Origin of the sequence: Sphingomonas fuzhouensis (assembly GCF_034659795.1) — a bacterium.
Lineage (GTDB): Bacteria > Pseudomonadota > Alphaproteobacteria > Sphingomonadales > Sphingomonadaceae > Sphingomonas > Sphingomonas fuzhouensis.
In genome coordinates this window covers 573,520-595,456 of the sequence record NZ_JAXSQY010000001.1, presented here as the reverse complement: position 1 = coordinate 595,456, position 21,937 = coordinate 573,520, and the positions used below count along the sequence as shown (strand labels likewise).

General features: G+C 68.4%; 19 protein-coding genes. 11 read left to right on the top strand and 8 right to left on the bottom strand.

Annotated features, from left to right (window positions below; genetic code table 11):
* Window positions 1-33: 33 nt before the first annotated feature.
* The 7 genes from U1H82_RS02845 (at window position 34) to U1H82_RS02815 (ending at window position 8,222) form a co-directional block, all read left to right on the top strand.
* Window positions 34-1,101 (top strand): patatin-like phospholipase family protein, encoded by a 1,068-nt coding sequence (locus U1H82_RS02845; protein WP_322963424.1) that lies wholly within the window; start codon window positions 34-36, stop codon window positions 1,099-1,101.
* Window positions 1,102-1,279: 178 nt separating this feature from the next.
* The gene (locus U1H82_RS02840) at window positions 1,280-3,295 is read left to right on the top strand and encodes an HAD-IIB family hydrolase (protein ID WP_322963423.1); all 2,016 of its coding nucleotides are present in this window, start codon (window positions 1,280-1,282) and stop codon (window positions 3,293-3,295) included.
* Window positions 3,292-4,437 (top strand): hypothetical protein, encoded by a 1,146-nt coding sequence (locus U1H82_RS02835; RefSeq protein ID WP_322963422.1) that lies wholly within the window; start codon window positions 3,292-3,294, stop codon window positions 4,435-4,437. Before U1H82_RS02840 ends, U1H82_RS02835 begins: the two co-directional genes overlap by 4 nt.
* A complete protein-coding gene (locus U1H82_RS02830) occupies window positions 4,434-5,348 on the top strand; it encodes a galactosyltransferase-related protein (protein ID WP_322963421.1) in 915 nt (304 codons plus the stop codon). Before U1H82_RS02835 ends, U1H82_RS02830 begins: the two co-directional genes overlap by 4 nt.
* On the top strand, window positions 5,345-6,421 hold the full coding sequence (locus U1H82_RS02825; RefSeq protein WP_322963420.1) for a glycosyltransferase: 1,077 nt from the start codon (window positions 5,345-5,347) through the stop codon (window positions 6,419-6,421). Before U1H82_RS02830 ends, U1H82_RS02825 begins: the two co-directional genes overlap by 4 nt.
* Complete coding sequence (locus tag U1H82_RS02820) at window positions 6,418-7,329, top strand: polysaccharide pyruvyl transferase family protein (protein WP_322963419.1); 912 nt, start codon at window positions 6,418-6,420, stop codon at window positions 7,327-7,329. The genes U1H82_RS02825 and U1H82_RS02820 overlap by 4 nt, the downstream gene beginning before the upstream one ends.
* Complete coding sequence (locus U1H82_RS02815; protein WP_322963418.1) at window positions 7,326-8,222, top strand: glycosyltransferase family 2 protein; 897 nt, start codon at window positions 7,326-7,328, stop codon at window positions 8,220-8,222. The genes U1H82_RS02820 and U1H82_RS02815 overlap by 4 nt, the downstream gene beginning before the upstream one ends.
* Here U1H82_RS02815 and U1H82_RS02810 read toward each other — a convergent pair.
* From U1H82_RS02810 to U1H82_RS02790, 5 genes are read right to left on the bottom strand one after another with little or no spacing between them, the layout of a single operon-like run.
* Window positions 8,200-10,524 carry a TonB-dependent receptor gene (locus U1H82_RS02810; protein WP_322963417.1) on the bottom strand — a complete coding sequence of 775 codons (2,325 nt, stop codon included), beginning with the start codon at window positions 10,522-10,524 and terminating at the stop codon, window positions 8,200-8,202. The genes U1H82_RS02815 and U1H82_RS02810 overlap by 23 nt on opposite strands.
* Before the next feature lie 25 nt (window positions 10,525-10,549).
* Complete coding sequence (locus tag U1H82_RS02805) at window positions 10,550-11,476, bottom strand: FecR family protein (RefSeq protein ID WP_322963416.1); 927 nt, start codon at window positions 11,474-11,476, stop codon at window positions 10,550-10,552.
* Window positions 11,473-12,015, bottom strand: a complete 543-nt coding sequence (locus U1H82_RS02800) for an RNA polymerase sigma factor (RefSeq protein WP_322963770.1) — start codon at window positions 12,013-12,015, stop codon at window positions 11,473-11,475. The genes U1H82_RS02805 and U1H82_RS02800 overlap by 4 nt, the downstream gene beginning before the upstream one ends.
* Before the next feature lie 24 nt (window positions 12,016-12,039).
* Entirely contained in the window at window positions 12,040-12,840 is an 801-nt protein-coding gene (locus tag U1H82_RS02795) for a ChbG/HpnK family deacetylase (RefSeq protein WP_322963415.1), read from the bottom strand.
* Window positions 12,815-13,654 carry a glycosyltransferase family 2 protein gene (locus U1H82_RS02790; RefSeq protein WP_322963414.1) on the bottom strand — a complete coding sequence of 280 codons (840 nt, stop codon included), beginning with the start codon at window positions 13,652-13,654 and terminating at the stop codon, window positions 12,815-12,817. The genes U1H82_RS02795 and U1H82_RS02790 overlap by 26 nt, the downstream gene beginning before the upstream one ends.
* 328 nt (window positions 13,655-13,982) lie before the next feature.
* Between U1H82_RS02790 and U1H82_RS02785 the strand changes: the two genes are divergently transcribed.
* From U1H82_RS02785 to U1H82_RS02775, 3 genes are all read left to right on the top strand, one after another.
* Window positions 13,983-15,497, top strand: coding sequence for an ArnT family glycosyltransferase (locus tag U1H82_RS02785; protein ID WP_322963413.1), 1,515 nt, complete (start codon window positions 13,983-13,985; stop codon window positions 15,495-15,497).
* Window positions 15,498-15,572: 75 nt separating this feature from the next.
* Window positions 15,573-16,436, top strand: coding sequence for a glutathione-dependent disulfide-bond oxidoreductase (gene yghU, locus U1H82_RS02780; protein ID WP_322963412.1), 864 nt, complete (start codon window positions 15,573-15,575; stop codon window positions 16,434-16,436).
* A 200-nt stretch (window positions 16,437-16,636) separates the two neighbouring features.
* A complete protein-coding gene (locus tag U1H82_RS02775) occupies window positions 16,637-19,030 on the top strand; it encodes a hypothetical protein (protein ID WP_322963769.1) in 2,394 nt (797 codons plus the stop codon).
* Here U1H82_RS02775 and U1H82_RS02770 read toward each other — a convergent pair whose 3' ends face one another.
* On the bottom strand, window positions 19,031-19,813 hold the full coding sequence (locus U1H82_RS02770) for a glutathione S-transferase family protein (protein ID WP_322963411.1): 783 nt from the start codon (window positions 19,811-19,813) through the stop codon (window positions 19,031-19,033).
* Entirely contained in the window at window positions 19,810-20,256 is a 447-nt protein-coding gene (locus U1H82_RS02765) for a MarR family winged helix-turn-helix transcriptional regulator (RefSeq protein ID WP_322963410.1), read from the bottom strand. The genes U1H82_RS02770 and U1H82_RS02765 overlap by 4 nt, the downstream gene beginning before the upstream one ends.
* 110 nt (window positions 20,257-20,366) lie before the next feature.
* On the opposite strand from U1H82_RS02765, the gene U1H82_RS02760 reads away from it, so the two are divergent.
* Complete coding sequence (locus tag U1H82_RS02760; RefSeq protein WP_322963409.1) at window positions 20,367-20,792, top strand: organic hydroperoxide resistance protein; 426 nt, start codon at window positions 20,367-20,369, stop codon at window positions 20,790-20,792.
* Window positions 20,793-20,860: 68 nt separating this feature from the next.
* On the opposite strand, the gene U1H82_RS02755 is transcribed toward U1H82_RS02760, so the two are convergent.
* Entirely contained in the window at window positions 20,861-21,883 is a 1,023-nt protein-coding gene (locus U1H82_RS02755) for a LacI family DNA-binding transcriptional regulator (protein ID WP_322963408.1), read from the bottom strand.
* Window positions 21,884-21,937: the final 54 nt, after the last annotated feature.

Sequence of the window (21,937 nt, the reverse complement as noted above, 5' to 3'; positions counted from 1 at the left end):
TTGCAACATGGATCAACGCATAAGGAGGGTGGCATGACCGACCGTCACGATCCGACGTCGACGTCGCGCAAGCCCCCGCGCCGTCCCCGCGTCGCACTGGCCTTACAGGGCGGCGGCGCGCACGGCGCCTATGGCTGGGGCGTCATCGAGCGGTTGCTGGAGGAGGATATCGACCTGGTCGGTGTCAGCGGGGCCAGCGCCGGGGCGATCAACGGCGCGGCGCTCGTCTCGGGCTATGCCGCCGATGGCGCAGACGGTGCGCGAACCGTTCTGGAGCGGCTGTGGCATCATGTCGCCGATGCCTCGCCGCTCGCCCCGCTCGATGTCGGGGCGCTGGGCGGGCCATTTTACGAAACGCTGCTGCGCCGGTCGCTGGATATGGCCAAACTCTCCAGCCGCTATGTCGCGCCGTTCCTGCCCAATGTCCGCGATATGAGCGCACTGCGCCGCGCGGTCGAGGGGAGCGTCGACCTGGACCTGCTCACTCGCCAGACGCGGGTGCCGCTGTTCGTCGCCGCCACGCATATCGCGAGCGGATCGGCACGGCTGTTCACCGGCGAGGCCGTGACGCTCGACGCGCTGATGGCTTCGGCCTGCCTGCCCGAACTGTTCGCGGCGGTGGAAATCGACGGCGAACAATATTGGGACGGCGGCTTCACCGCCAACCCCGCCCTCGAGCCGTTGCTGTCCGAGGCGATCGGCGCGACCGACATGATCGTCGTCCAGATCACCCCCTTTACCGTCGAGAATGTCGGCGGGTCGGTGGGCGACGTCATGCGGCGGGTCAGCGACATCAGCTTCAACGCCTGTCTGCGCCGCGACCTGCGCGCCTTGTCCGAGGTTCAGGACATCGCCCGCGCCGAACGCTCGCGCGATGTGCGGATGCGGGCGATCGCGCGGGTCAACCTGCACCTGCTATCGCCGCCGGACGAACTGGCGGGGCGGTCGGGAACGAGCAAGGTCGACACCCGCTGGTCGGTGCTTCAGGACCTTCGCCAGACGGGTCGGGCACAGGCCGAACATTGGTTGTCGACCCATCACGATGTGCTGGGCCGTGATTCCTCGTTCGAGGGATTGCCCGAAGAGGCGAGACGCGACTGACATCCGCTTTGTGATGCGGCCCGTCGCCTTTCAGCCGCTGCGACGACCATATTGATGCGCATCAATATGTACGCATCCTGCCAACAGACACCGATACGTCTTCTGAAATATTTCGGCCATCTGCTTGGGAGCCAATCAATATTTTTAACGTTGTCGTTCCATAACGAAAGGGGCGCGATTGTTCATCCTGCATCTGGCACTTGGTGGTTGCCTGAAATCGCCGCCTGTCCATTATGGCATCACCGCCGACACCGGCGGTCACATCGCCTATATCCTGGACGCTGCCACCGCGCAGGCGAAGAATATTGACACGGATCAAGTTTCGATTGTCACCCGGCTCTTCGAAGAACCCGGCTTGTCGCTGGACCATGCCCGGCCGACCGAGCGGCTTTCGCCCAAGCTGACCATCGACCGGATCGCCACCGGCGACCGCCGCTATCTGGAAAAGGAAGCGCTGGCCGACGATCTTGCCGCCTTTACCGAGGCGTTCTGCGCGCACCTCGCCCGGTTACCGCGCCGCCCCGATGTGATCCACGCGCATTTCTCCGACGCCGCCGCCGTCGCGGCCGAGGCGCGGCGTCGTTTTGCCATTCCCTTCGTCTATACGCCCCATGCGCTGGGGATCGACAAGCGCCGTCATAATGGCCCCTCGCCTGCGCTCGACGGCCGGATCGCCGCCGAACGTGCCGCCATCGCCGCCGCCGATGCGCTGATCGTGTCGACCCAGGACGAGGCCGAGCGGCAGGTCCAGGCCTATGGCGTACCCGCTGGCGGCCGTGTTCACCGCATCGCTCCCGGCGTGCCCAGCCGTGATGCCGGGGCGCGGCGCGGCGCGACGCTTGCCGATCGCCTCGGTGCGTTCCTCGCCGACCCGGCCAAGCCGATCCTGCTCGCCATCGCGCGCCCGGTCGCCAAGAAGAATTTGGGGGCGCTCGCCCGCGCCTATGCCGCGTCGCCCTCGCTACGCGATGCCGCCAATCTGGTCATCCTGGCAGGGCAGCATGACGGCCCCGGATCGCCCGAGGAACGCGCCGTCCTGACCGAACTTCAGGGGTTGGCCGACAGCCCCGACCTTCGGGGCCGTTTCGCGCTGCCCCCGCGCCATGACGGGCATGACGTCGCATCCCTCTATGACCTGGCGGCGCAGGGCGGTGTCTTCGTCAACCCCGCGCTCCACGAACCCTTCGGCCTGACCCTGATCGAGGCGGCGGCGGCGGGCGTTCCCGTCGTCGCGACCCGGCATGGCGGCCCCAGCGAGATCGTCGCCGCGCTGGACCACGGCCTGCTGGTCGAGCCGCGCGACGAGACGGCGATCGCCCAAGCCTGCCTCACCCTTCTATCCGCCCCCGAAACCCATGCGCGGATGAGCGCCAATGGTCGTTCGGGCTCCACCCTTTATGCCTGGGACCGCTACGCCATGGAATCGACCGCGCTTTATGCCCGCCTGCCGCGCAGCCCCAGCCTTCTTGCCAGCGATATCGATCATACGCTGACCGGGTGTCGCGTCGGCGCGCATGACTTCGCCCAGTGGCGTCAGGCCAGCGATCTGCCTTTCGTCGTCGCGACCGGCCGGTCCTTCGCAATGGCGCGGATCATCCTGTCGCAATGGGGCCTGCCCGAACCCGACGCCTTCATCACCGATGTCGGCACGCGCATCATGCTGAAGAGCCAGCGCGGCTGGCAGGAATGTCCCGACTTCGCCGCGCGACTGAATGAAGGATGGGACCGCAAGGCGGTAGTTGCCGCACTCAAACCCCTTCGCCTGCGCCCCCAACCACGCGATACGGCGGGCCCACATAAGGTCAGCTATTTCGGCACCGCCGAGGACGCCGCGCGCGTCCGCGAAACGCTAGCCGAGCAGGGGCTTTCCGCCAAGACCGTCTTCTCGCACGGGCGGCTGATCGACGTGCTGGCCCCGCTGGGCGGCAAGGCGGCGGCGGTGGCCGCCTATGCCCGGCGGCTCGACCTGCCGATGGGTGCGTGCATCGCGGCAGGCGACAGCGGCAATGATGTCGACATGCTGGATGCCTGCGGCCATGCGATCGTCGTCGGCAATGCCGGGCAGGAACTGGCCGACCTATCCGAGCGTGACGGGCTGATGCGCGTCACCGCCCACCATGCCAATGGCGTGCTGGAGGGGCTGGAGCGGCTTGGCCTGACTACGCCGATGCCGTCCCAGGCAACGGCGGCATGAAACGCCCCTTCGGTTATTTCGTCCATCATCACGGGCGCGGCCATGCCGAACGCTGCGCCGCGATCCTGAACGCGCTGCCGCCCGAGCGGCCCGTTACCATCTTCTGCGCGCGCGACGACATCTTCCCAGCCCTGCCGCCGCAGGTCGAGATCGTCACCATCCCCTCGCTCTTCGAACCGACCGGGTTGGAAGCAGGGACGATGGACGCGGTGCCGACGCCCGAGACACTGCACTGCGCGCCGCTCGGCTGGCCCGGCATCCGTCACGCCATGGCGGTGATCGCGGGTTGGTTCGATCGCGCCGACCCCGCGCTGATGATCTGCGACGTGTCGGCCGAAATCGCGCAGCTGGCGCGCATCTGCTCGGTCCCGCATGTGAAGATCCTGCAACATGGCGACCGCAGCGATGCCGGACACCGCGCCGCCTATGACGGCGCCGCCGGGCTGCTCGCCGCCTTCGACGAGGCACTGGCCCAGCCCGAATGGGACGCCCCCATGCGCGCGAAAACCTGTTTCGTCGGCGGGCTGGGCGTCGACACCCGCATCCCCGAGCGCGAACTGGCGCGCCAGCGCATCGGCGTAGGCGCCGACGAGGAACTGATCCTCGTCCTGTCGGGCGGCGGCGGTGGCGGCTTTGCCCAGGCCCCGCTGGGCGTCGGTGCGCGCAGCCGCCCCGGTGCCCGCTGGATCACCATCGGCCCGGTCGCGCGCGACTGGCATGCGACCGAGCCCGGCAATATCGAGCATCGCGGCTGGGTCGACAATCCGGCCGACCATGTCGCCGCGGCCGATCTCGTCATCGCCTCGACCGGCAACACCACCTGCCAGCAGATATTGGCCGCTGCCCGCCCCTGGCTTGCCATCCCCGAATGGCGCTATTTCGACGAGCAGCACCGCAAGGCCGAGGCGCTGGCCGCCGCTGGGGTCGCCTGTGTCCGCCCGCATCTGCCCTCCTCGGCACAAGCCTGGAACGAGGCGCTGGCCGAAACCCGCAGCCAGCATCGCCCCGCCATACAGCGTGCGATGATCGCCGACGCCCCCGCCCAGACCGCCGCCGACTGGCTGGAGGCGCTGTCGGCGCGGCTCTGGCCGATCGACCTCGAACTGTCCCCTGTTTCCCATCCCACCGGAGCCCATTCATGATCTCGGTCGTCACGCTCGCCGGGGGCCGCCCCGATCACCTGCGCAATGTCGTGCTGGGCCTCAGCCGCCAGACGATGTTGCCCGCCGAGCTGATCGTCGCGGTCATGCAGGACAAGCCCTATGACCTGCCGGAGGCGCCCTTCCCCATCCGCCAGATGATGGTGTCGGGCCCGCGCCTACCGCTCGCCACCGCGCGCAATGCGGCGGCACAGGCGGCGATCGGCGACAAGCTGGTCTTTCTCGACATGGACTGCATCCCGACGCCCGAACTGCTGGCCGATTACGACCGCTTTCTGGATCAGGAAGACGGGCTGTTGATGGGCGAAGTCATGTATCTGCCCGGCGGCGCGACGGCGGGCGACTGGCGGTATCAGGACTTTGCCGAGGTCGCCGTCCGCCACTCCGACCGGCGTGGCCCGCCGTCGGAGGGGATCGAGCGGTGCGCGGATTATCGCTGCTTCTGGTCACTCAATTTCGCGATGCGCCGCGCGACCTTTCTGGCGACCGGCGGGTTCGACGAGCGCTATGCGGGCTATGGCGGCGAGGACACCGATTTCGGCAAGGTGGTGGACAAGGCGGGCGTGCCGATCGCCTGGATCAAGGGCGGGCTCGCCTATCACCAATATCATCCGCACCACATGCCGCCGGTCCATCATATCGACAGCGTGGTGCGCAATGCCGAGCTGTTCGAAGCGAAATGGGGATACCGCACCATGGGGCACTGGCTGCACGCCTTTCGCCTGATGGGCCTGATCGACGACACGCCCGGTCGCCCGATCCGCATCCTGCGCCGCCCCGACGAAGACGACCTGGCGCTGACCGGACAGCAGAGCCACCAGCCCTATGCCAACACCGCCAGCGTCATCCGCCTGCTGGAGGAACGCGCGGCCGGGGCCCGCGTCGCGGCATGAGGATCGCGCTGCTCGCCCATGTCCGCCAACCCATCCGCCAGCCCTTTCTCGGCGGCATGGAGGCGCATGGCTGGTATCTGGCCGAGGGGCTGGCCGCGCGGGGGCATGACGTGGTGCTGTTCGCCAGTGGCGACAGCGACCCGCGCTTCACCATCGATCCGGTCCTGCCGGTGCACTACGAAGCCGTCTTTCCCTGGGCCGAGCATCGCGGCAAGCCCGCGCTGATCGCGCATGTCGATGCGGGCTATGCCGCCGCCTGCGACCGGATCGCGCGGGGCGGGTTCGACGTGGTGCACAATAACAGCCTGCACCGCTTCCCACTGGAGCCGCGCCGGACCGCCCAGGTGCCCACCGTCACCTCGCTGCACGTGCCGCCCTATGATGCACTCCACCATTTCGTGACGGTCAGCCCCGGCCCGACCCATCGCCTGACCGTCACCTCGGCCAGCCAGATGAAGGCATGGTGGCCCAGCGGCGCACCACCCGAGGCCTCTGTGCTGCACAATGCGATCGATCCCGCCGCCTGGCCGTTCGTCGAACACGGCAATGGCGAGGCGGTGTGGTGCGGCCGGATCACTCCGAACAAGGGTCCCCACCTCGCTGTCCAGGCGGCACAAGCGGCGGGGGTGGCGCTGACCCTGTTCGGCGCGGTCGAGGACCCCGACTATTTCGCGGCCGAGGTCGAGTCCCGGCTGGGCGGCGGCGTCCGTTATGGCGGGCATCTGGACGGCGCGGCGCTCGCACGCGAATTGGGGCGCGCCTCGGTCTTCCTGTTCACCCCCTGTTGGGACGAACCCTTCGGCTTGGTGGCGATCGAGGCGATGGCGTGCGGCCTGCCCGTCGCCGCCTTCGATGCCGGTGCCGCACGCGAAGTGGTGGGCGAGGCCGGGTGTATCGCGCCTGCCGCCGATGTCGACGCACTGGCCGAGGCGATCGGGCGCGCCATGCATATCCCCCGCGCGCTGGCCCGGCGCCGCGTGGAGACGCATTTCGCGCGCGACCTGTGGCTCGACCGCTGCGAGGCGCTTTATGCCAGGGTGCGCGCGGCCGTGCCGAGTGCCATCGCGGCGTGAGCAGCGACGTTATCGCTGGGCAGCGAACGGCCCTTCTCGACCTGTACCGCCGCCACGTCACGCCCGGACAGCCCTATGCGCTGGTCGATTTCCCCGACCATGCCAATGTCGGCGACAGCGCCATCTGGCTGGGTGAGATCGCGCTGCTGCGCGACATCGGGGCGGGCGATCCGGCCTATATCGCGCGCTGGGACGATTTCGACGAGGCCGCCTTCCGCGCGGCCTGCCCGAGCGGCCCGATCCTGATCCATGGTGGCGGCAATCTGGGCGATATCTGGCCGCATCATCAGCATTTCCGCGAGCAGCTACTGACCCGTTTTCGCGATCGCCGGATCGTGCAACTCCCCCAGTCGATCCATTTCCGCGATGCCGCGAACCGCGACCAATTTGCGCGCATCACAGGCGACCATCCCGATTTTCACCTCCTCGTCCGCGACGAACGCAGCCTGGAGATAGCGAGCAGGCATTTCGACGGCCCGACCATGCTCGCCCCGGATTCCGCCTTCGGGCTGGGCAGCCTGGCGCGGCCGGTGGCGGCGGATTGCCGCTATCTGATGCTGCTCCGTTCGGACGCCGAACGGGTGATGCGCGACGATGCGCCGCTGACAGGCTTGCCGGGTGCGGTGGCGCTCGACTGGCTGGACGAAGCGCTGGTGAGCGCCACCTCCCCTCAAGCCCGCGCTCAGGCCCGCGTCGAACGCGGATTGCGGCTGTTGGCGCGTGGTGAGCAGGTCGTCACCGACCGGCTGCATGGTCATATCCTCAGCCTGTTGCTGGGCATCCCGCATGTCGTGCTCGACAATGATTATGGGAAAGTCGCGGCCTATATCGCCGCCTGGACCGGCGACGGCCCGCTCGTCCGACAGGCCGCGTCCCCGGTGGAGGCGGCGGCGATGGTGGCAGGATGATCGACGTCAGCCTGCTGATCTGCACCCGCAATCGCAGCCGCAGCCTGTCCGCCACACTTGCGTCGATCGAGACCGCCGCACGGCAATGGTCGGGCGGCCGGATCGAGTTGATCCTGGTCGACAATGGCTCGACCGACGCCACCTCCGCCGTCATCCGCCATTGGGCGACCGACCGCCCCTTTACCGTGCGCCTGCTGGCCGAGCCGCGCCGCGGCCTGTCCCGTGCCCGCAACACCGCGCTGCGTGCCGCACGTGGGCAGGTCATCGCGATGACCGATGACGACTGTGTACTGCACCCCGATTATTTCATCCGCCTCGCGCGGGCCTTCGCCGATCGCGCCGCCCCCGTCATCATCGGCGGCCGCATCCTGTTGGGCGACCCGGCCGACCTGACGCTGACCGTCAAGCTGGAGGACCATCCGATGGTCGCAGCGGCGACCGCCTTTCCGGGCGGGTTCGTCATGGGCGCGAACCTGGCCTTCACCGCCGATGTCCGCAGGCTGGTCGGGCCGTTCGACACCCGGTTCGGGGCAGGCGCGCCGTTCCGAGCGGCGGAGGACACCGACTTCCTGCTGCGCGCCCAAGCGCTGGGCATCCCGATCCTTTACGATCCCGGCTTTATCGTCGATCATCATCATGGCCGCCGCCGCGAACAAGACGCCCTCGCATTGCTGGCGGGCTATGGCTTTGGCGACGGGGCGCTGTACGCCAAACATGTCCTCGGAGATCGTCGCGTCGCCCGCTGGCTGGCGACCGATCTGCGCAATCTGGGCAACCGCTTTGTCGGCCCGGTCCCCGCGATCCGGCATTTCCATGCCTTTCGCCTGCGCCATGTGCTGGCGGGCTTTGCCGCCTATGCCCGCGCCGCCCTCAGAAGTCCGCACTCAACCTGAGGCCGACCGTGCGCGGCCGCAGCGGGGTGGACACGTTACGCCGGGTCAGCAGGAAGGGATTGCCATAGGCGAAGCGATTGCCCCGCTCGTCGAGCAGATTGTCGAGCGTCAGGCCCAGCGTATAGCGCCCCCGCCGCGCCGCCAGCCCCAGATTGACGAGGCCATAGCCGCCCTGCCGCACGTCGAACATGTCGCCGACGCCCAGCACCGAGGGGCCGACAAAGGCCGCTTCGCCCCGCGCCGACAGGGTCAGGTCGGGCGTCACCCGGATATCGCGCACCAACCCCAGCCGCGCCGAGATGCTGGGCGTCTCGGGCAGACGACGGTTGCGTGCCCGGCTCAGCGCGGCGGTCGAGCCGGTGACCTCATTGTCGGTGGCAAAGACCGCGCTGGTCAGGTGCCAGTCGCGCTGCGGCACCCACTCGATCCAGCCCTCCAGCGCGTCGACCCGTGCGTCGCCGATGTTGCTCGTCACCGGCTGGCCCGCCCGGTTGAGCAGATCCGCCTGGATCGCGCTCCAATGCGCATGCGACAGGCTGATCGACGCGGACAGACCGGTCTCGCCCCGCCGCACCCGCCGCAGGCCCAGCTCGACCATCTGGATCGAGTCGGATTCGAAGTTCGCGACCCGCCCGACCCCTGCTGCCACCGCCAGGCCGCCTGTCCGGAAACCCGACTGATAGCGGCCGAACGCCGTCCACGCGCCGCCCAGCATCCAGGAAAAGCCAAGCGTCGGATCGATCCGGGTCGTCGAGCGGCCGCGCACGAAATGCGACGCGCGCGGCGTGATTGAGGGTTCGCCGTCGACCCGCGCGGCGGTCAGGCGCCCGCCGAGCGTCAGCCACAGCCGATGGGTCAGCGGATGGGTCGCCTCGCCGAAGATCGCGCCACTGCGCGTGACGTTGGTCACGCCGATCACCGGCCGAACGCCCTGCCGAACGGTCAGCGAGCGGCCCATCACGGATTGATCCGACACCAGATTGGCACCGACCACCCAGGACCCACCGCCCGGCAAGCGCCGCGACAAACGGCTTTCGTGCGAGAACAAGTTCTTGGTGCCGTCCAGCTGATAGGATTGCAGGGGGCCCAGGACGCTGGCATCGAACTGTTCGAACGATGCCCCCTCGACCAACCCGGTGGCCGAGACGAATTGCAGGCCGCTCGCCCAGCTCTTGGACAGGATCAGCCGCCCGAACGCCATATCGCTCCAGGACGGCTGCGGGATGGCGGCGCGGCTGGTCAGCACATCCTCGCGCATCACATATTGCGCATCGCGTGCGACGATCGACTGGGTGCCGCCGCCCAGCTCGGCGCGCCAGCCATCGCCGACATCCCAACGCAAGGTGCCGCGCAGCCCGCTGGTCAGCACGCGGTTGATATTGTCCTGATGGGTGCGGATATTGTCGATATAGCCGCCATCGACCGCGTGATAGCCGACCAGCCGCAGACCCAGCGTACCCGGCAACAGCACCATATTGGCGACCGCCGCCATGTCCGTGCTCGGCGCGCCGCTACCCGCCAGCGCGCCGCCCCATTCCAGCCGCCCGCCATCGCGTTCCAGTGAGACAGGGTTGGAGGTCAGCCGGATGATCCCCCCGATCGCCCCCGACCCGTGCAGCGCGCCCTGCGGCCCCTCGGCAATCTCGACCTGACCGATATCGTAGAGCTTCAGGCCGGGATCGGGTCCGGCAAAGGCGATCTGCACCTCGTCCAGATAGAGGCTGGCGGTCGACTCGGTCGCGCCGTTGAAGCTGCTGTCGGCGATGCCGCGAATGAACAGCTTGTTGCGCCCCGGCCCCAGCGCGGTGGTCTGCAGGATCGGCGTCTGGCTCGCGACATCGCTGAGGTCGGTCGATCCATTGGGCAGGGCGACGCCGCGACCGATGACCGACACGCTGCCCGGATAGCGGGCGAGCTCGGTGCCCTGTTTGCTGGCGGTGACGATGACGTCGGGGCCCTCGCCGGGCGGGGGTGTGGCAAAGGGTCGGGGAGGCAGCCGATCGCGTTCTGGGCGACGCGGCGCGCCGACGATGCGGAAGCTCGTCGCATCGATCATGATCGCACGGTAACCGGTGCCGCGCAGCAACTGCCCCAATGCGCGCGTGGGCGGCGCATCGCTGTTCAGCGCAGGGGTGCGGACCGTCCGCAACCGGGCATCGGTCGCCACGACGGTAATGCCCGCCTGCCGCGCCAGTTCGCGCAAGGCGAAGTCCAACGTCGCAGGCGCCAGGGCGATGCGGCGGGCATGGGACGATGCGGGTATCCGGGCCAGCCCGATCGCGGGCATGGCAAGGGCGGCCACGGCCGACAGGCCGCGTGCGGATAGCTTAGTCCGACGCCCGCAAAATCCAGTCCCCACCGCTCTGGCGCCACTCCGCTCCGATCAGCTTCGCAAGACGCGGAACGTCCCGACCGGCGTCGCCCGTCATCCGGACCAGGCCGGTGACGCTGCGTTTCGCCAGCGGCCCCTCCACTGCGATCCGCACGCCATAGGCGGATTGCAATCGTGCAGCAATCACCCCGACCGTCTCGCCGTCCAGATCGAGCAATCCTTCGCGCCAGCCGCCGACCATCGCCGGATCGACGCTCACCCGGCGCAGCGTGCGTTGGGTCTCGTCCAGCTTGGCGCCCTGACCGGCGGTCAACCGGATGTCCTGCCCCTGCGGCGCCAGCGCGACCGATCCCTCGGCCACCGCCACATCCAGCCGCGCCCCTTCGCGCCGGACGTTGAAGACGGTGCCCATGTCGCGAATGGCGACATCGCCGGAGCGCAATTCGAACGGCGCGGACGGATCGTGGCGGACATGGAACAGCGCCTGCCCGGATTCCAGCGTCGCGACACGCGGGTCGTTGCGATCCAGCCGCAGCCGCGATCCCCCCGCCAGCTCGACCCGCGTGCCGTCATTCAGCGCAATCGCCCGCATCTCGCCCGGCCGGGTCTGCTCGATCCGGATGTCGGGGCGTCCATGCATCAGCACCGGCCCCGCGACCAGCGCGACGGCGGCCGCCACGCCGGTCATCAGCCACCAACGACCCCACCCCCTATTGTCGTTGGCGGCGACCGGCGCCTCCGCCGCATTGAGCGCCGGTTCGGCATCCGGCGCGGTCAGCAGCGCATCGGCAATGGCAACCGCATCATAGGCGCGTGCATTCGCCGGGCTGTCTTCCAGCCACGTCGCAAAGGCATCCCATTCGGCCGCGCTCATATCGCGCTGCCGGACGTGCCAGTCGATCGCCTGCTCCTCCCGCGTCACTCGTCCCCGCTCCTTCCACTGTCAGGACGACACGAACGCATCCGATCCGCACCTTGGGCATCGCGATTTTCGTGCAAAAATTGATATGCGCGGCGCAACAGCTTTTCGACTGCGCTGACGGTGATCCCCATCCGCTCGGCGATGGCGCGTTGCGGCTGCTCCTCGAAGCGGAACAGGGTGAAGGCCTCGCGCATCCGGTCGGGCATCCGGACGATCAGCGCATGGGCCCAAGCGAGTTCGCTGCGGCCCGCCACGATGCGTTCGGGATCGGCATATTCGCCCGATTGCGGCTGCACCGCATCCCATGCTCCATCGCGCGCGCCGCGCCGGGCGGCGGCGATCCGGCGGTCCGTCGCCAGATTGGTCGCCATGCGGCAGAGAAAGGGAATGGGCTGGTCGATCTGGGCGGCGTCCAGCCCCGCGACACGCAGCCACAGGTCCTGAAGCGCATCCTCCGCCTCCTCGGGGGAACCGAGCCGGGCCGCCAGCAGGCGACGCAGCAGCGGCCGCGCCTCCATGAACCGGCCTTCCAGACCCATATCACCCAAAAGGCCGCCCTCGTATCAGGCGGCGAAGGCCAGCCCGCGTTGCGCCGCCATGTCCGAAACCGAAACCGCGCGCAAGACATCGGCTTCGTCGCGCCGCGCTGCCGCAATGACGTCGCCGTCGCGCTGGCCAGCACCCGGATGGCACATCACCAGATGATGCGCACCGCCATGATCAAGGAAGCGCGGCAGCGCCGCAGCAAAGCGGCCGTCAAAACCATAATGCCCGGCAAAGCCCCGGTTGCAATGCAGGCCCACCGCCTGCGCCGCGCGGGTCAGCCCGCGCGAATGATAGGCGCTGCCGATCGCCTTGCCGCGCCAGGGGCGGCCCAGCAGCGCGCTCACCCGGTCCTCGCAGGTGCGGACCCAGGCGCCCGGCGCACGCCGCCGCGTGATCGCCAGCACGATCGGACGAACGCCGGGCAGCGCATGCGAATGCTGGTGCCCATCGACGAAAGCGGGCGGGCGGCCCATCGCCGCCTCGAACCGGTCGAATTGCGCCTCCACCTCGCGGGTGATCTCGGCCGGGTCGAGTTGCCCGCGCGCCGCCAGCCTTGTCAGCGGATCGATTCCCGGCATCACCCCGTCGCGGGTAAAGCCGTTGGGATGGATCGGCGCTTCCTCGGTCAGGGTCAGGTGCAGCCCGATCAGCGCGGTGTCGGGCAGCCCGCGCAGCATCACGCTGTCCTCCATCCAGTTGGGACGAAGGGTCATGCAACTGGTCGCGTTCAATTTCCCGGCGCGCAGCAGCTCGGCGATGACCAGACTGTCTTGGGTCGAAAAGGCGAAATCGTCAGCGCACAGAATAAGCCGGTTCACCCACCACTCCCGCCAGATGCTGATAAGCCTTTTCGCGCATCCGCTCGGTGGTGAGCCGCCGGGCGCGCAACCGCTTGGCCAGGAAGTCGTAGAAGAACCAGTCCCCGGCAAACGGCGCGGCGACGCTGTAGACCAGCCGCTCGGTCAGCGTCCAGCGGATCGACTCCCGGTCGCGCTCCCGGTCGGAGGGGACGCACCATAAGCCATCGGCATAGGCCATGGTGCCATGCCGCATCACGCGGTGGATGACCTCATGATCCTCCAGCACATAGTTCCAGCGGCGCGAATCGAACCCGCCCGCCGCCTTCAGCGCCTCGGTGCGGAAGGCCTGGCCCGCGCCGCCCGCATGGCATTGGCGCGGCAGGACACGCCCCGCCAGCCGGATCGCCGCGGACTCGCGGCGACGCTGCGCCTCGCCGTCACGCGGACCGATGAAATAGGCCCCCGCCACGACGCAGCCGGGCTTTTCGAGCAAGCCTTGCGCCTGCGCCAGATAGTCGGTCGGATAATAGGTGTCCGCGTCGCAGGTCGCGACGAACCGGGTGTGGACATGGTCGAGGCCCAGATGCAGCGCGTTGATCTTGCCCGGCAGACCCTGGTGCAACAGGATATGGTCGAGGCCCAGACGCTCGCAGGTCTCGGTCGCCACCCGTACACTGGCGTCGAGCGAACCATTGTCGACCAGCACCAGCCGGAAGCGCACCGTCTGCGCCGCCAGGCTTTCCAGCGTTGCCGCCAGATCGCGCTCCTCGTTGAAGAACGGCACGACCACGGTCCAGCACGGCGCGACATAGGCCGCCGCCCGATCCGTCATTCCAGCCTGGGCCCATGCTCTGGCATTCCGCCAGGCCGCGCCTTCCGCATCGAGCAGCATTACCCTACCCCGCCCACAAAATCGTAAAACAACCCCGTTGCCGAAGCCCCCCGCCCGGCGGCGCGAACGCCACAACCGGGGTGTTTCATGGGTAGGACGGTGCGGCCCGCCCCCAACCGCACATGACATATGGAATTTTTTTAACGCGCCGGGAACCATGTCGATTTCCTTTGCGGAAAGCCCTGGGTCGATGACATGGGCGGGCCCGCACGGCGCATGATGCGCATCAGGCACTCCGCCCGTCGCCCATCATTCAGAACGGTTCGTGATGACGGAAATGACGCCCGCCCGCCCCGCCGCCCCGATACCGAACGGGTTCCGGTCGTTCCTGAACCGCCCGCTCGGCGCGGCGCTGGTGCTGCTGGCCTTTGCGGTGCTGACCCGGATGCGCGACTTCGGCAATCCGGTCGCGCATGTCGACGAGCAATATTATCTGCTGGTCGGCGACCGCATCCTGCACGGCGCGCGTCTCTATATCGATCTGTGGGATCGCAAGCCGCCGGGGCTGTTCCTTCTGTTCGCGGGATTTCGCCTACTGCCGGGTGACGGGTTCCTCGCGTATCAGCTGGTGGGGGCGATCTGCACCGCCGCGACCGGCTGGCTGGTCTGGCTGGCGGCGCGGCGCATGGGCCTGGGCTTTCCGGCCGGGCTGGCGGCGGGGGCTGCCTATATCCTGTGGTTGCCGCTGCTCAGTGGCGGGAGCGGCCAGTCGCCGGTCTTCTACAACCTCGTCATGACCGCCGCAGCCGTGCTGACGCTGGAGCTGCCCCGCCTGGCCGAGCGGCGGGCGGTCGCGGCGATCGTCGCCAGCGGAGCCATCGCCTGCCTGCTGGCGGGCATCGCGATCCAGATCAAATATACGCCGCTGGTCGAAGGGGCATTCTTCGGCCTTGCCCATCTCTGGTATCTGTGGCGGGCGCGGGCACGCGTGGCGGTCATCGTTCCGGCGGTGCTGGCCTGGATGGCACTGGGGCTGCTACCGACCGCGCTCGTCATCCTCTATTTCTGGTGGAGGGGCCCGGCGGCGTTCGATGCCTTCTGGTTCGCCAATTTCACCTCGATCACGCTGCGGCGCGGCTATCCGGCCGCCAAGATCATCGGGCGGCTCGCCGGGATCGGGGGGCAGTTGCTGCCGCTGATCGCCTGCGCCGTCTTCGCCTTTGCCAAGGGACCGAAGAGCCAGGCGATGACGCTGACCCGCATCTGGCTCGGCTTCGCGCTGGTCGCCTTTGCGATGATCGGGGCGTTTTTCGACCATTATGCGCTGCCGCTGATCGCTCCGCTCGCCCTCTCCGCCGCGCCCGCCTTTGCGCTGCGCCGCCAGGCGGTGGTCGCGGTGTTCGCGATCGGCGCGGGACTGTTCGTCTTCCATTCCGTCACCAACGACCCGAGCGAGGGCGACGGCATCCGCCGCATGGCGAAGGCGATGGCGGCGGTCGACGGACGCGAATGCCCGTATGTCTTTGCGGGCGATTCCAGCCTTTACCATTTGTCGGGCGGATGCGTGCCCACCGCCTATGCCTTTCCCTCCTCGCTCGCTTACGAGGCGGAGCGCGGCGCGATCGGGATCGACGAGGCGGCGGAAGTCGCGCGCATCCTGGCAGGCCGCCCGCCTGCTATCGTGACGCTGGACGATCCCTTCTCGCCCTGGAATGCGGCCACACAGGGGCAGATGGAAAAGGCGCTCGCCCGCGACTATCGCCCGGTCATGGCGACACCGCGCGAGGGACGTCACGAGGTGCTCTACGTCCGCCGCGACCTGCCCGTTCCGCCGTCGAAATAAAAGGCACGGTCGCGGTTGTTTTAGCGTCCGGCCCGCCCCATCTCCCGCGCCGGATCATGCTGGAGCGACAAGCATATGAGCGACGACGCCTATACCCCGCCCGCCATCTGGACCTGGGACAAGGAGAGCGGCGGACGCTTCGCCGCCATCAACCGCCCCATTGCGGGCGCGACGCATGACAAGGAACTGCCGGTCGGCAAGCATCCGCTTCAGCTCTATTCGATGGGCACGCCCAATGGGGTGAAGGTCACCATCCTGCTGGAGGAACTGCTCGCCGCCGGGCATGGGGGTGCGGAATATGACGCCTGGCTGATCAGCATCAGCGAAGGCGACCAGTTCGGCAGCGGCTTCGTCGCGGTCAATCCCAATTCGAAGATTCCGGCGCTGGTCGACCGGCGCGGGGCCGAGCCGCTCGCGATTTTCGAATCCGGCGCGATCATGACCCATCTGGCGGAGAGCTTCGGCGCCTTCCTGCCGACCGAACCGGCCGCCAGGGCGCGCGTCATGTCCTGGCTGTTCTGGCAGATGGGCAGCGCGCCGTTCCTGGGCGGCGGCTTCGGCCATTTCTATGCCTATGCGCCGGTGAAGATCGAATATGCGATCAATCGCTATGCCATGGAGGCAAAGCGCCAGCTCGACGTGCTGAACCGCCAGCTGGAACACAACGCCTTCGTCGCGGGCGATGAATATAGCATCGCCGACATGGCGATCTGGCCCTGGTACGGCCAGCTGGTGCTCGGCCGCCTCTATGATGCGGCCGAATTCCTTCAGGTGCAGGAATACACCCATGTCCTACGCTGGGCCCGCGACATCGACGCCCGACCTGCCGTGAAGCGCGGACGGATGGTCAACCGCACCTTCGGCGAGCCGTCCGAACAGCTCCGCGAACGCCATGACGCCAGCGATTTCGAGACGAAGACGGCGGATAAACTGGGCTAAAAGTCATCCTCCCCTGCAAGGGGAGGTGGCAGCCCAAAGGGCTGACGGAGGGGTGTAGCCAGCAGCGGGGATACCCCTCCACCAGCTTTGCTGGTCCCCCTCCCCTTGCAGGGGAGGAATTTGGAAACACAGATGACGCCCGCATGTCATCTGTCGCGAACGGCTTGATCGCCGGGCCGGTCTGGGCATTAAGTCGGGTCATGCTCCCCCGCCCCCTCCTTTCACGCCCGTTGCTGGCGCTTGCGCTCGCAGCGGCTGCCCTGGTCGAAAGCCCGCTATGCGCCGCCGATCCCGCCCCCTTCGACCTGCCGGGTCCGGGCCTGCGTATTGCGGTGACGCGCGGCGACAGGACGCTGCCCATCGCCCAGGTCCCCAACCTCGCCGCCGGTGACCGGCTGACGATCGAGGCGGACCTACCCAGCGACCAGCGGGCACGCTACATCCTGTTTTCGGCCTTTCTGAGCGGCGCGACCAATCCGCCGCCGAAGAACTGGGTTCAGTCGGCCGAAACCTGGAAACCCAAGGACAAGGATCGCCGCCTGACCCTGACCGTGCCCAAGGGCGCGCGGCAGATGGCGCTGTTCCTGGTGCCCGAGACGGGCGGCGCGTCTGGCACCATCGTCGATGCGGTGCGCGACCGGCCCGGCGAATTCGTCCGCGCGGTGCAGGACCTGAACCAGGCCTCGCTCGACCGGTCACGGCTCAACGCCTTTGTCGCGGCGATCCGCGCGCAGGAAAACAGCCATCCCGAATTTCTCCGCACGCTCGCGCCTGCCTTGTCCAACAGTCTAGCGATCAAGCTGAACCCCGACTGCCTGGCCAAGGTGATCGAATTGCAGGCCGCATGTCTGCTCGAAAATCAGGAAAGCCTGGTCCTCGCCGACATCCATAGCAGTTCGATGACCGACACGCTGGTCGGGGCGCCGACCGATCTGGCCTTGCAGGTCAGCTACACGCGCGAGGCCGGGCTGGGCTATTACAGCCCCTATATCGGCGTGATCCGCGACATCGCCCGCGTGTTCGGGGCGTTCGGCAATCCCCAATTCGGCTATCTGCCGACGCTGGCGACCCGCGATGGTGACCGGATGTCGCTGCTGCTCAACGCCGCACCGTCCTTTGCCAAGCCCAAGTCCGTGCTGGTCGCCGCCATGCCCGCGATCGACGCGGTCAGCCCGCCGCGCCTGCGCGTGACCGGCGACGCGCCGCTCTGTGGCGCGCGGCCCGGCCTGGTCCTGCCGGTGGAGGGCGCGCCGCTGATCTATTCGACCGCCTTTGCCCGCAACATGATGGTGTCGATCACCACCGCCGACGGCAAGCGGATCGACCTGCCCGTCCGCGCCCGCGCCGATCGCGGCGGCTATGTCCTGACCGAGCCGCTGCCTGTAGGCGCATTGTCGGGCAAGGTTTCGGCCAAGCTGCACGGCGAATGGGGCTTCGACCGTTTCGAGGGGCCGAGCTTCACCCTGCAATTCCCCGGCGGCGGCGACTGGCGTGCCGAGGACAGCGGACAGAGCCTGGTCGTCGGACGGGACAACAGCGTCGCGCTGACCGGCCCGGCCGCCGCCTGTGTGACGGGCGTGACCATGCGGGCGGGGTCCGCCGCGCCGCAATCGGTGCCCTTCACCTTGCGCGGCGCGGACGGGATCACCGTCACCCTGCCGCTGAAGGCCGCGCGCGCCGGGGACGTGACGCTGGAGGTCCAGCAGGTCGGCGATGCCGCACCGCGTACCCTGACCTTGCGCGCCTTCTCCCCCGCCAGCCGGGTCGACACGGTGACGCTGGCCAAGGGCGACCGGTTCGTCACGCTGACCGGCCAGCGGCTGGACGAGATTGCCGGGGTCGAAATCGGCGATGTCCGCCTGGCCCCCGATGGACTGACCCGCGAGGGCGATACCGACCGGCTGATCGCCACCGCCGCCGATGGCCGCGTACCGAGCGGAACGACGGCGAAGATTCGGCTGACCGATGGGCGCACGCTGTCGGTGCCGATCACCGCCACCCCGCCGCGCCCGGCCGCGACGCTGATCGCGCGCAGCCTGACGCCCAAGGGAGCGACCGCTGCGGTCGCGCTCGCCACGCGTGACGAGACGATCCTGCCCGACAATAGCCGCCTCACCTTCTCGGTCCGTGCGGCCGACGGCACGCGCCTGACCCCGAGCGATGCGATCGAGGTGGCGACCGCCGACAGTAGTGCCTCGGTCACGCTGGAGGGCGGACATGATGTGCGCCTGTCCTCGCCCGAGATCGCGGTCGCCACGCTCGATCCGGCACGACTGGGCCCGGCGGCGGCGGGTGCGCTGCGCTATCGGATCGTGCGCGGGAGCATCAAGGGCGACTGGAGCCCACTCGCCACGCTGGTCCGCCTGCCGCGGATCGACGCGGTGACGTGCACGGCGGACGGCTGCCAGATGACCGGCCGCGACCTGTTCCTGATCGACCGGGTCGCCGCGAGTGCGGACATGGCGGGGGCGAGCAGCGTTCCGCCCGGCTATACGGCGGCGCGGCTGACGGTGCCCAGCCCACAAGCCGGAACGCTCTTCGTCACGTTGCGCGACGCACCGACCGTGCCGTTCACGCTGGCGACGGGGGGCTGATCAGCCCGGCCAGGAAAAGCGGATCGTGTCGTCGCGCAGCCCCTCCAGCACGACCGGCACGCCGCCCGAGCGGATCATCCATTCCAGCCGGTGGTCGCGATATTCGCGCCGCCGACCGCCGCTGCGATAATGATCGGCGGCCTCGGCCATGTGGGCGGCCGCCGCGTCGAACTCGGCAAAGGTCTGGGCGACGGCGGGCCGTGCCGATAGGCGAGCATGCCATAGGGCCAGCGGCGTCCCCGCCACCGGGCCCAGCCCGTAATGGACCGAGCGGTTGACCATCGGCGCCACCGCCGCATCGCCCCGCCCGAACGTCTCGCCGCCGAACCAAGGCGCATCGCCCAGCTTCCTGGTCAGCCAGTCCTGGAGGACCCGCGTATCGGTCGCCGCGACGTGGCGCAGGTCCTGGGCCAGCGCGCCTTCCGCGCGGCGGAACCACAGGATTTCGCCATAGCCCCAATTGACCGCCTCATATTGGCTGTCGGCAATGTCCTCAATCTCGCGCTGGCGGGCGCGGGAGAGCGGATCGGGGCCCATGAGCGGCGTCTCGGGCCAGCGCTCGTCCAGATAATCGAGGATGATCGTCGAATCGAAGATGGCCTCCCCATCCTCTACGATCAGCACCGGAACCTCGGTCCGGGGATTGGCGGCGGCGAAATCCGTGTCCTGCCGCCCCGTCCCGAAATCGTCCGGCAACATGCGGGTAAAGGCGATGCCCTTTTCCCGCAGCGCGATCTTCACCTTCTGCCCATAGGAGGACAGCGGGTGGTCGTAGAGGATCACGCCGCGCCGCCCTCGCGCTGCTCCAGGGCGTGGCGCAGGCCCTGGATCTCGGCCTTCAGCGCCCGCAGATCGTCGACCGCCATGCCGGACCGCCCGATCAGTTCCTCGCCCAGGCAGCCGCACCGATCGCGCATGTCGCGCCCGGCGGGGGTCAGTCGCACCCGCACCTGTCGCTCATCCTGCGGATCGCGTTCGCGGACCAGCAGTCCGGCGGCCTCCAACCGCTTGACCAGCGGCGTGACCGTGCTGGACTCCAGCGACAGCCGCTGCGCGATCGCACCGATCGTCCGCCCGTCCTCTTCCCACAGCACATGCAGCGCCAGATATTGCGGATAGGTCAGGCCGAGCTGATCGAGCATCGGCTTATAGGTGCGCTGGATGGCCATATTGGCGGCATAGACCGCAAAGCACAGCTGTTCGTCGAGCGGCCAGGGGGCCGACATGCACCATCTCCCGTTAGAGCGAAATACATATCGCGATAAAAGAACCGCTGGACAAGCCCGTTCGACCGTCGCATATATGTATCGCGATAAATATTATCGGAGATGACACCATGACGATCGATGTGAAGTACCAGACCCAGGCGCGCGCGACCGGTGGCCGGGACGGCCATGCCAACAGCACCGACGGGGTGCTCGACGTCAAGCTCTCCACGCCCAAGGAACTGGGCGGCGCGGGCGGTGACGGCACCAACCCGGAGCAGCTGTTCGCGGCGGGCTATTCGGCCTGCTTCATCGGCGCGCTCAAGGTCGCTGGACAGCAGTTGAAGGTGAAGGTCCCCGACGACGTCGCCGTGTCGGCCAAGGTCGGTATCGGCCCGCGCGCAGCCGGGGGCTTCGGGATCACCGCCGACCTGACCGTCGAACTGCCCGGCATCGACCGGGCCGAGGCAGAGAAGCTGGTCGAGGCCGCGCATCAAATCTGCCCCTATTCGAACGCGACACGCGGCAATGTGGATGTCGGCCTGACCCTGGCCTGACCTCCCTCCATACTCCCTGAACCTCACCGGCGCGGTCTGATCTCCCTAAAGACCGCGCCGATTTTTTGTCAGGCGGAATCGCGGACGATCAGGCGCGGCGGCATTTCCAGTCCCGGCGCCGCCCGCCCGTCGAGCCGGCTGAACAGCGCCTCGACCATCGCCCTGGCCCCCGCCTCCAGATCCTGCCGGATCGTGGTCAGTCGGGGAATGGCGCGCTCGGCCAGCGGCAGGTCGTCGAACCCCGTGACCGCGACATCGCCGGGCACCGACTGCCCCCCGGCGACCAGTGCCGCCGTCGTCGCCAGGGCGATCATGTCGGACGCCGCGACGATGCCGTCGATCCTCTGCCCGTCCCGCTTCATTCGGTTAAGATTGCCCTCGATCTGGTCGGGCATCAGCTCGGGTGCGAGCGCGACGTCCAGTTGCTGCGGTGGCGGAAGTCCGGCATCGGCCATCGCGTCGCACAGCCCGGCATGGCGCTGCGCCAGTTCGAGCGTGCGGATTTCGCCCATGAAGGCGATGCGGCGGCGCCCCGTCGCGATCAGATGCTCGCCCGCCAGCTGCCCGCCCAGCCGATTGTCGACACCGACCGCGCAGTGGCGCTGACCCGGCATGGTGCTGCCCCAGACAACGAGTGGCAGATAGTCCTCGGCCACCGCCTCGATCACCGAAAGCTGGTCCGACTGGCCGATCAGCAACACGCCGTCGACCATGCCCGAACGCGTGATCCGCAACAGCCAGTCGTCATCGTCGGGGATGATCCGCGACAGCATCACGTCATGGTCGCGCGCCGCCAGTTCGTCGGCGAGATGGCCGAGCAGCGTCATGAAGAACGGGTCGGACAGGCGCTGGCGGCGTTCATGGCCCAGCGGAATGGCGACGCCGATCACGCCGGTCCGCTGCGCGCGCAGGCGGCGGGCCATCTGGTTGATCTGGAAATTATGTTCGGCGGCTAGCGCCTCGATCCTTGCCCGCGTCTCGGCATTGACCACGCTCTTGCCCGCCAGCGCGCGGCTGACGGTGCCGGGCGACACGCCCGCCAGCCGGGCAATGTCCTTCAGGGTTCGGGCGGGCGGAGCCGATTGGGTCATGGCCGTCCTCCTGAACGAAAAACGGGGCGGATGCCAAGCGGCACCCGCCCCAAG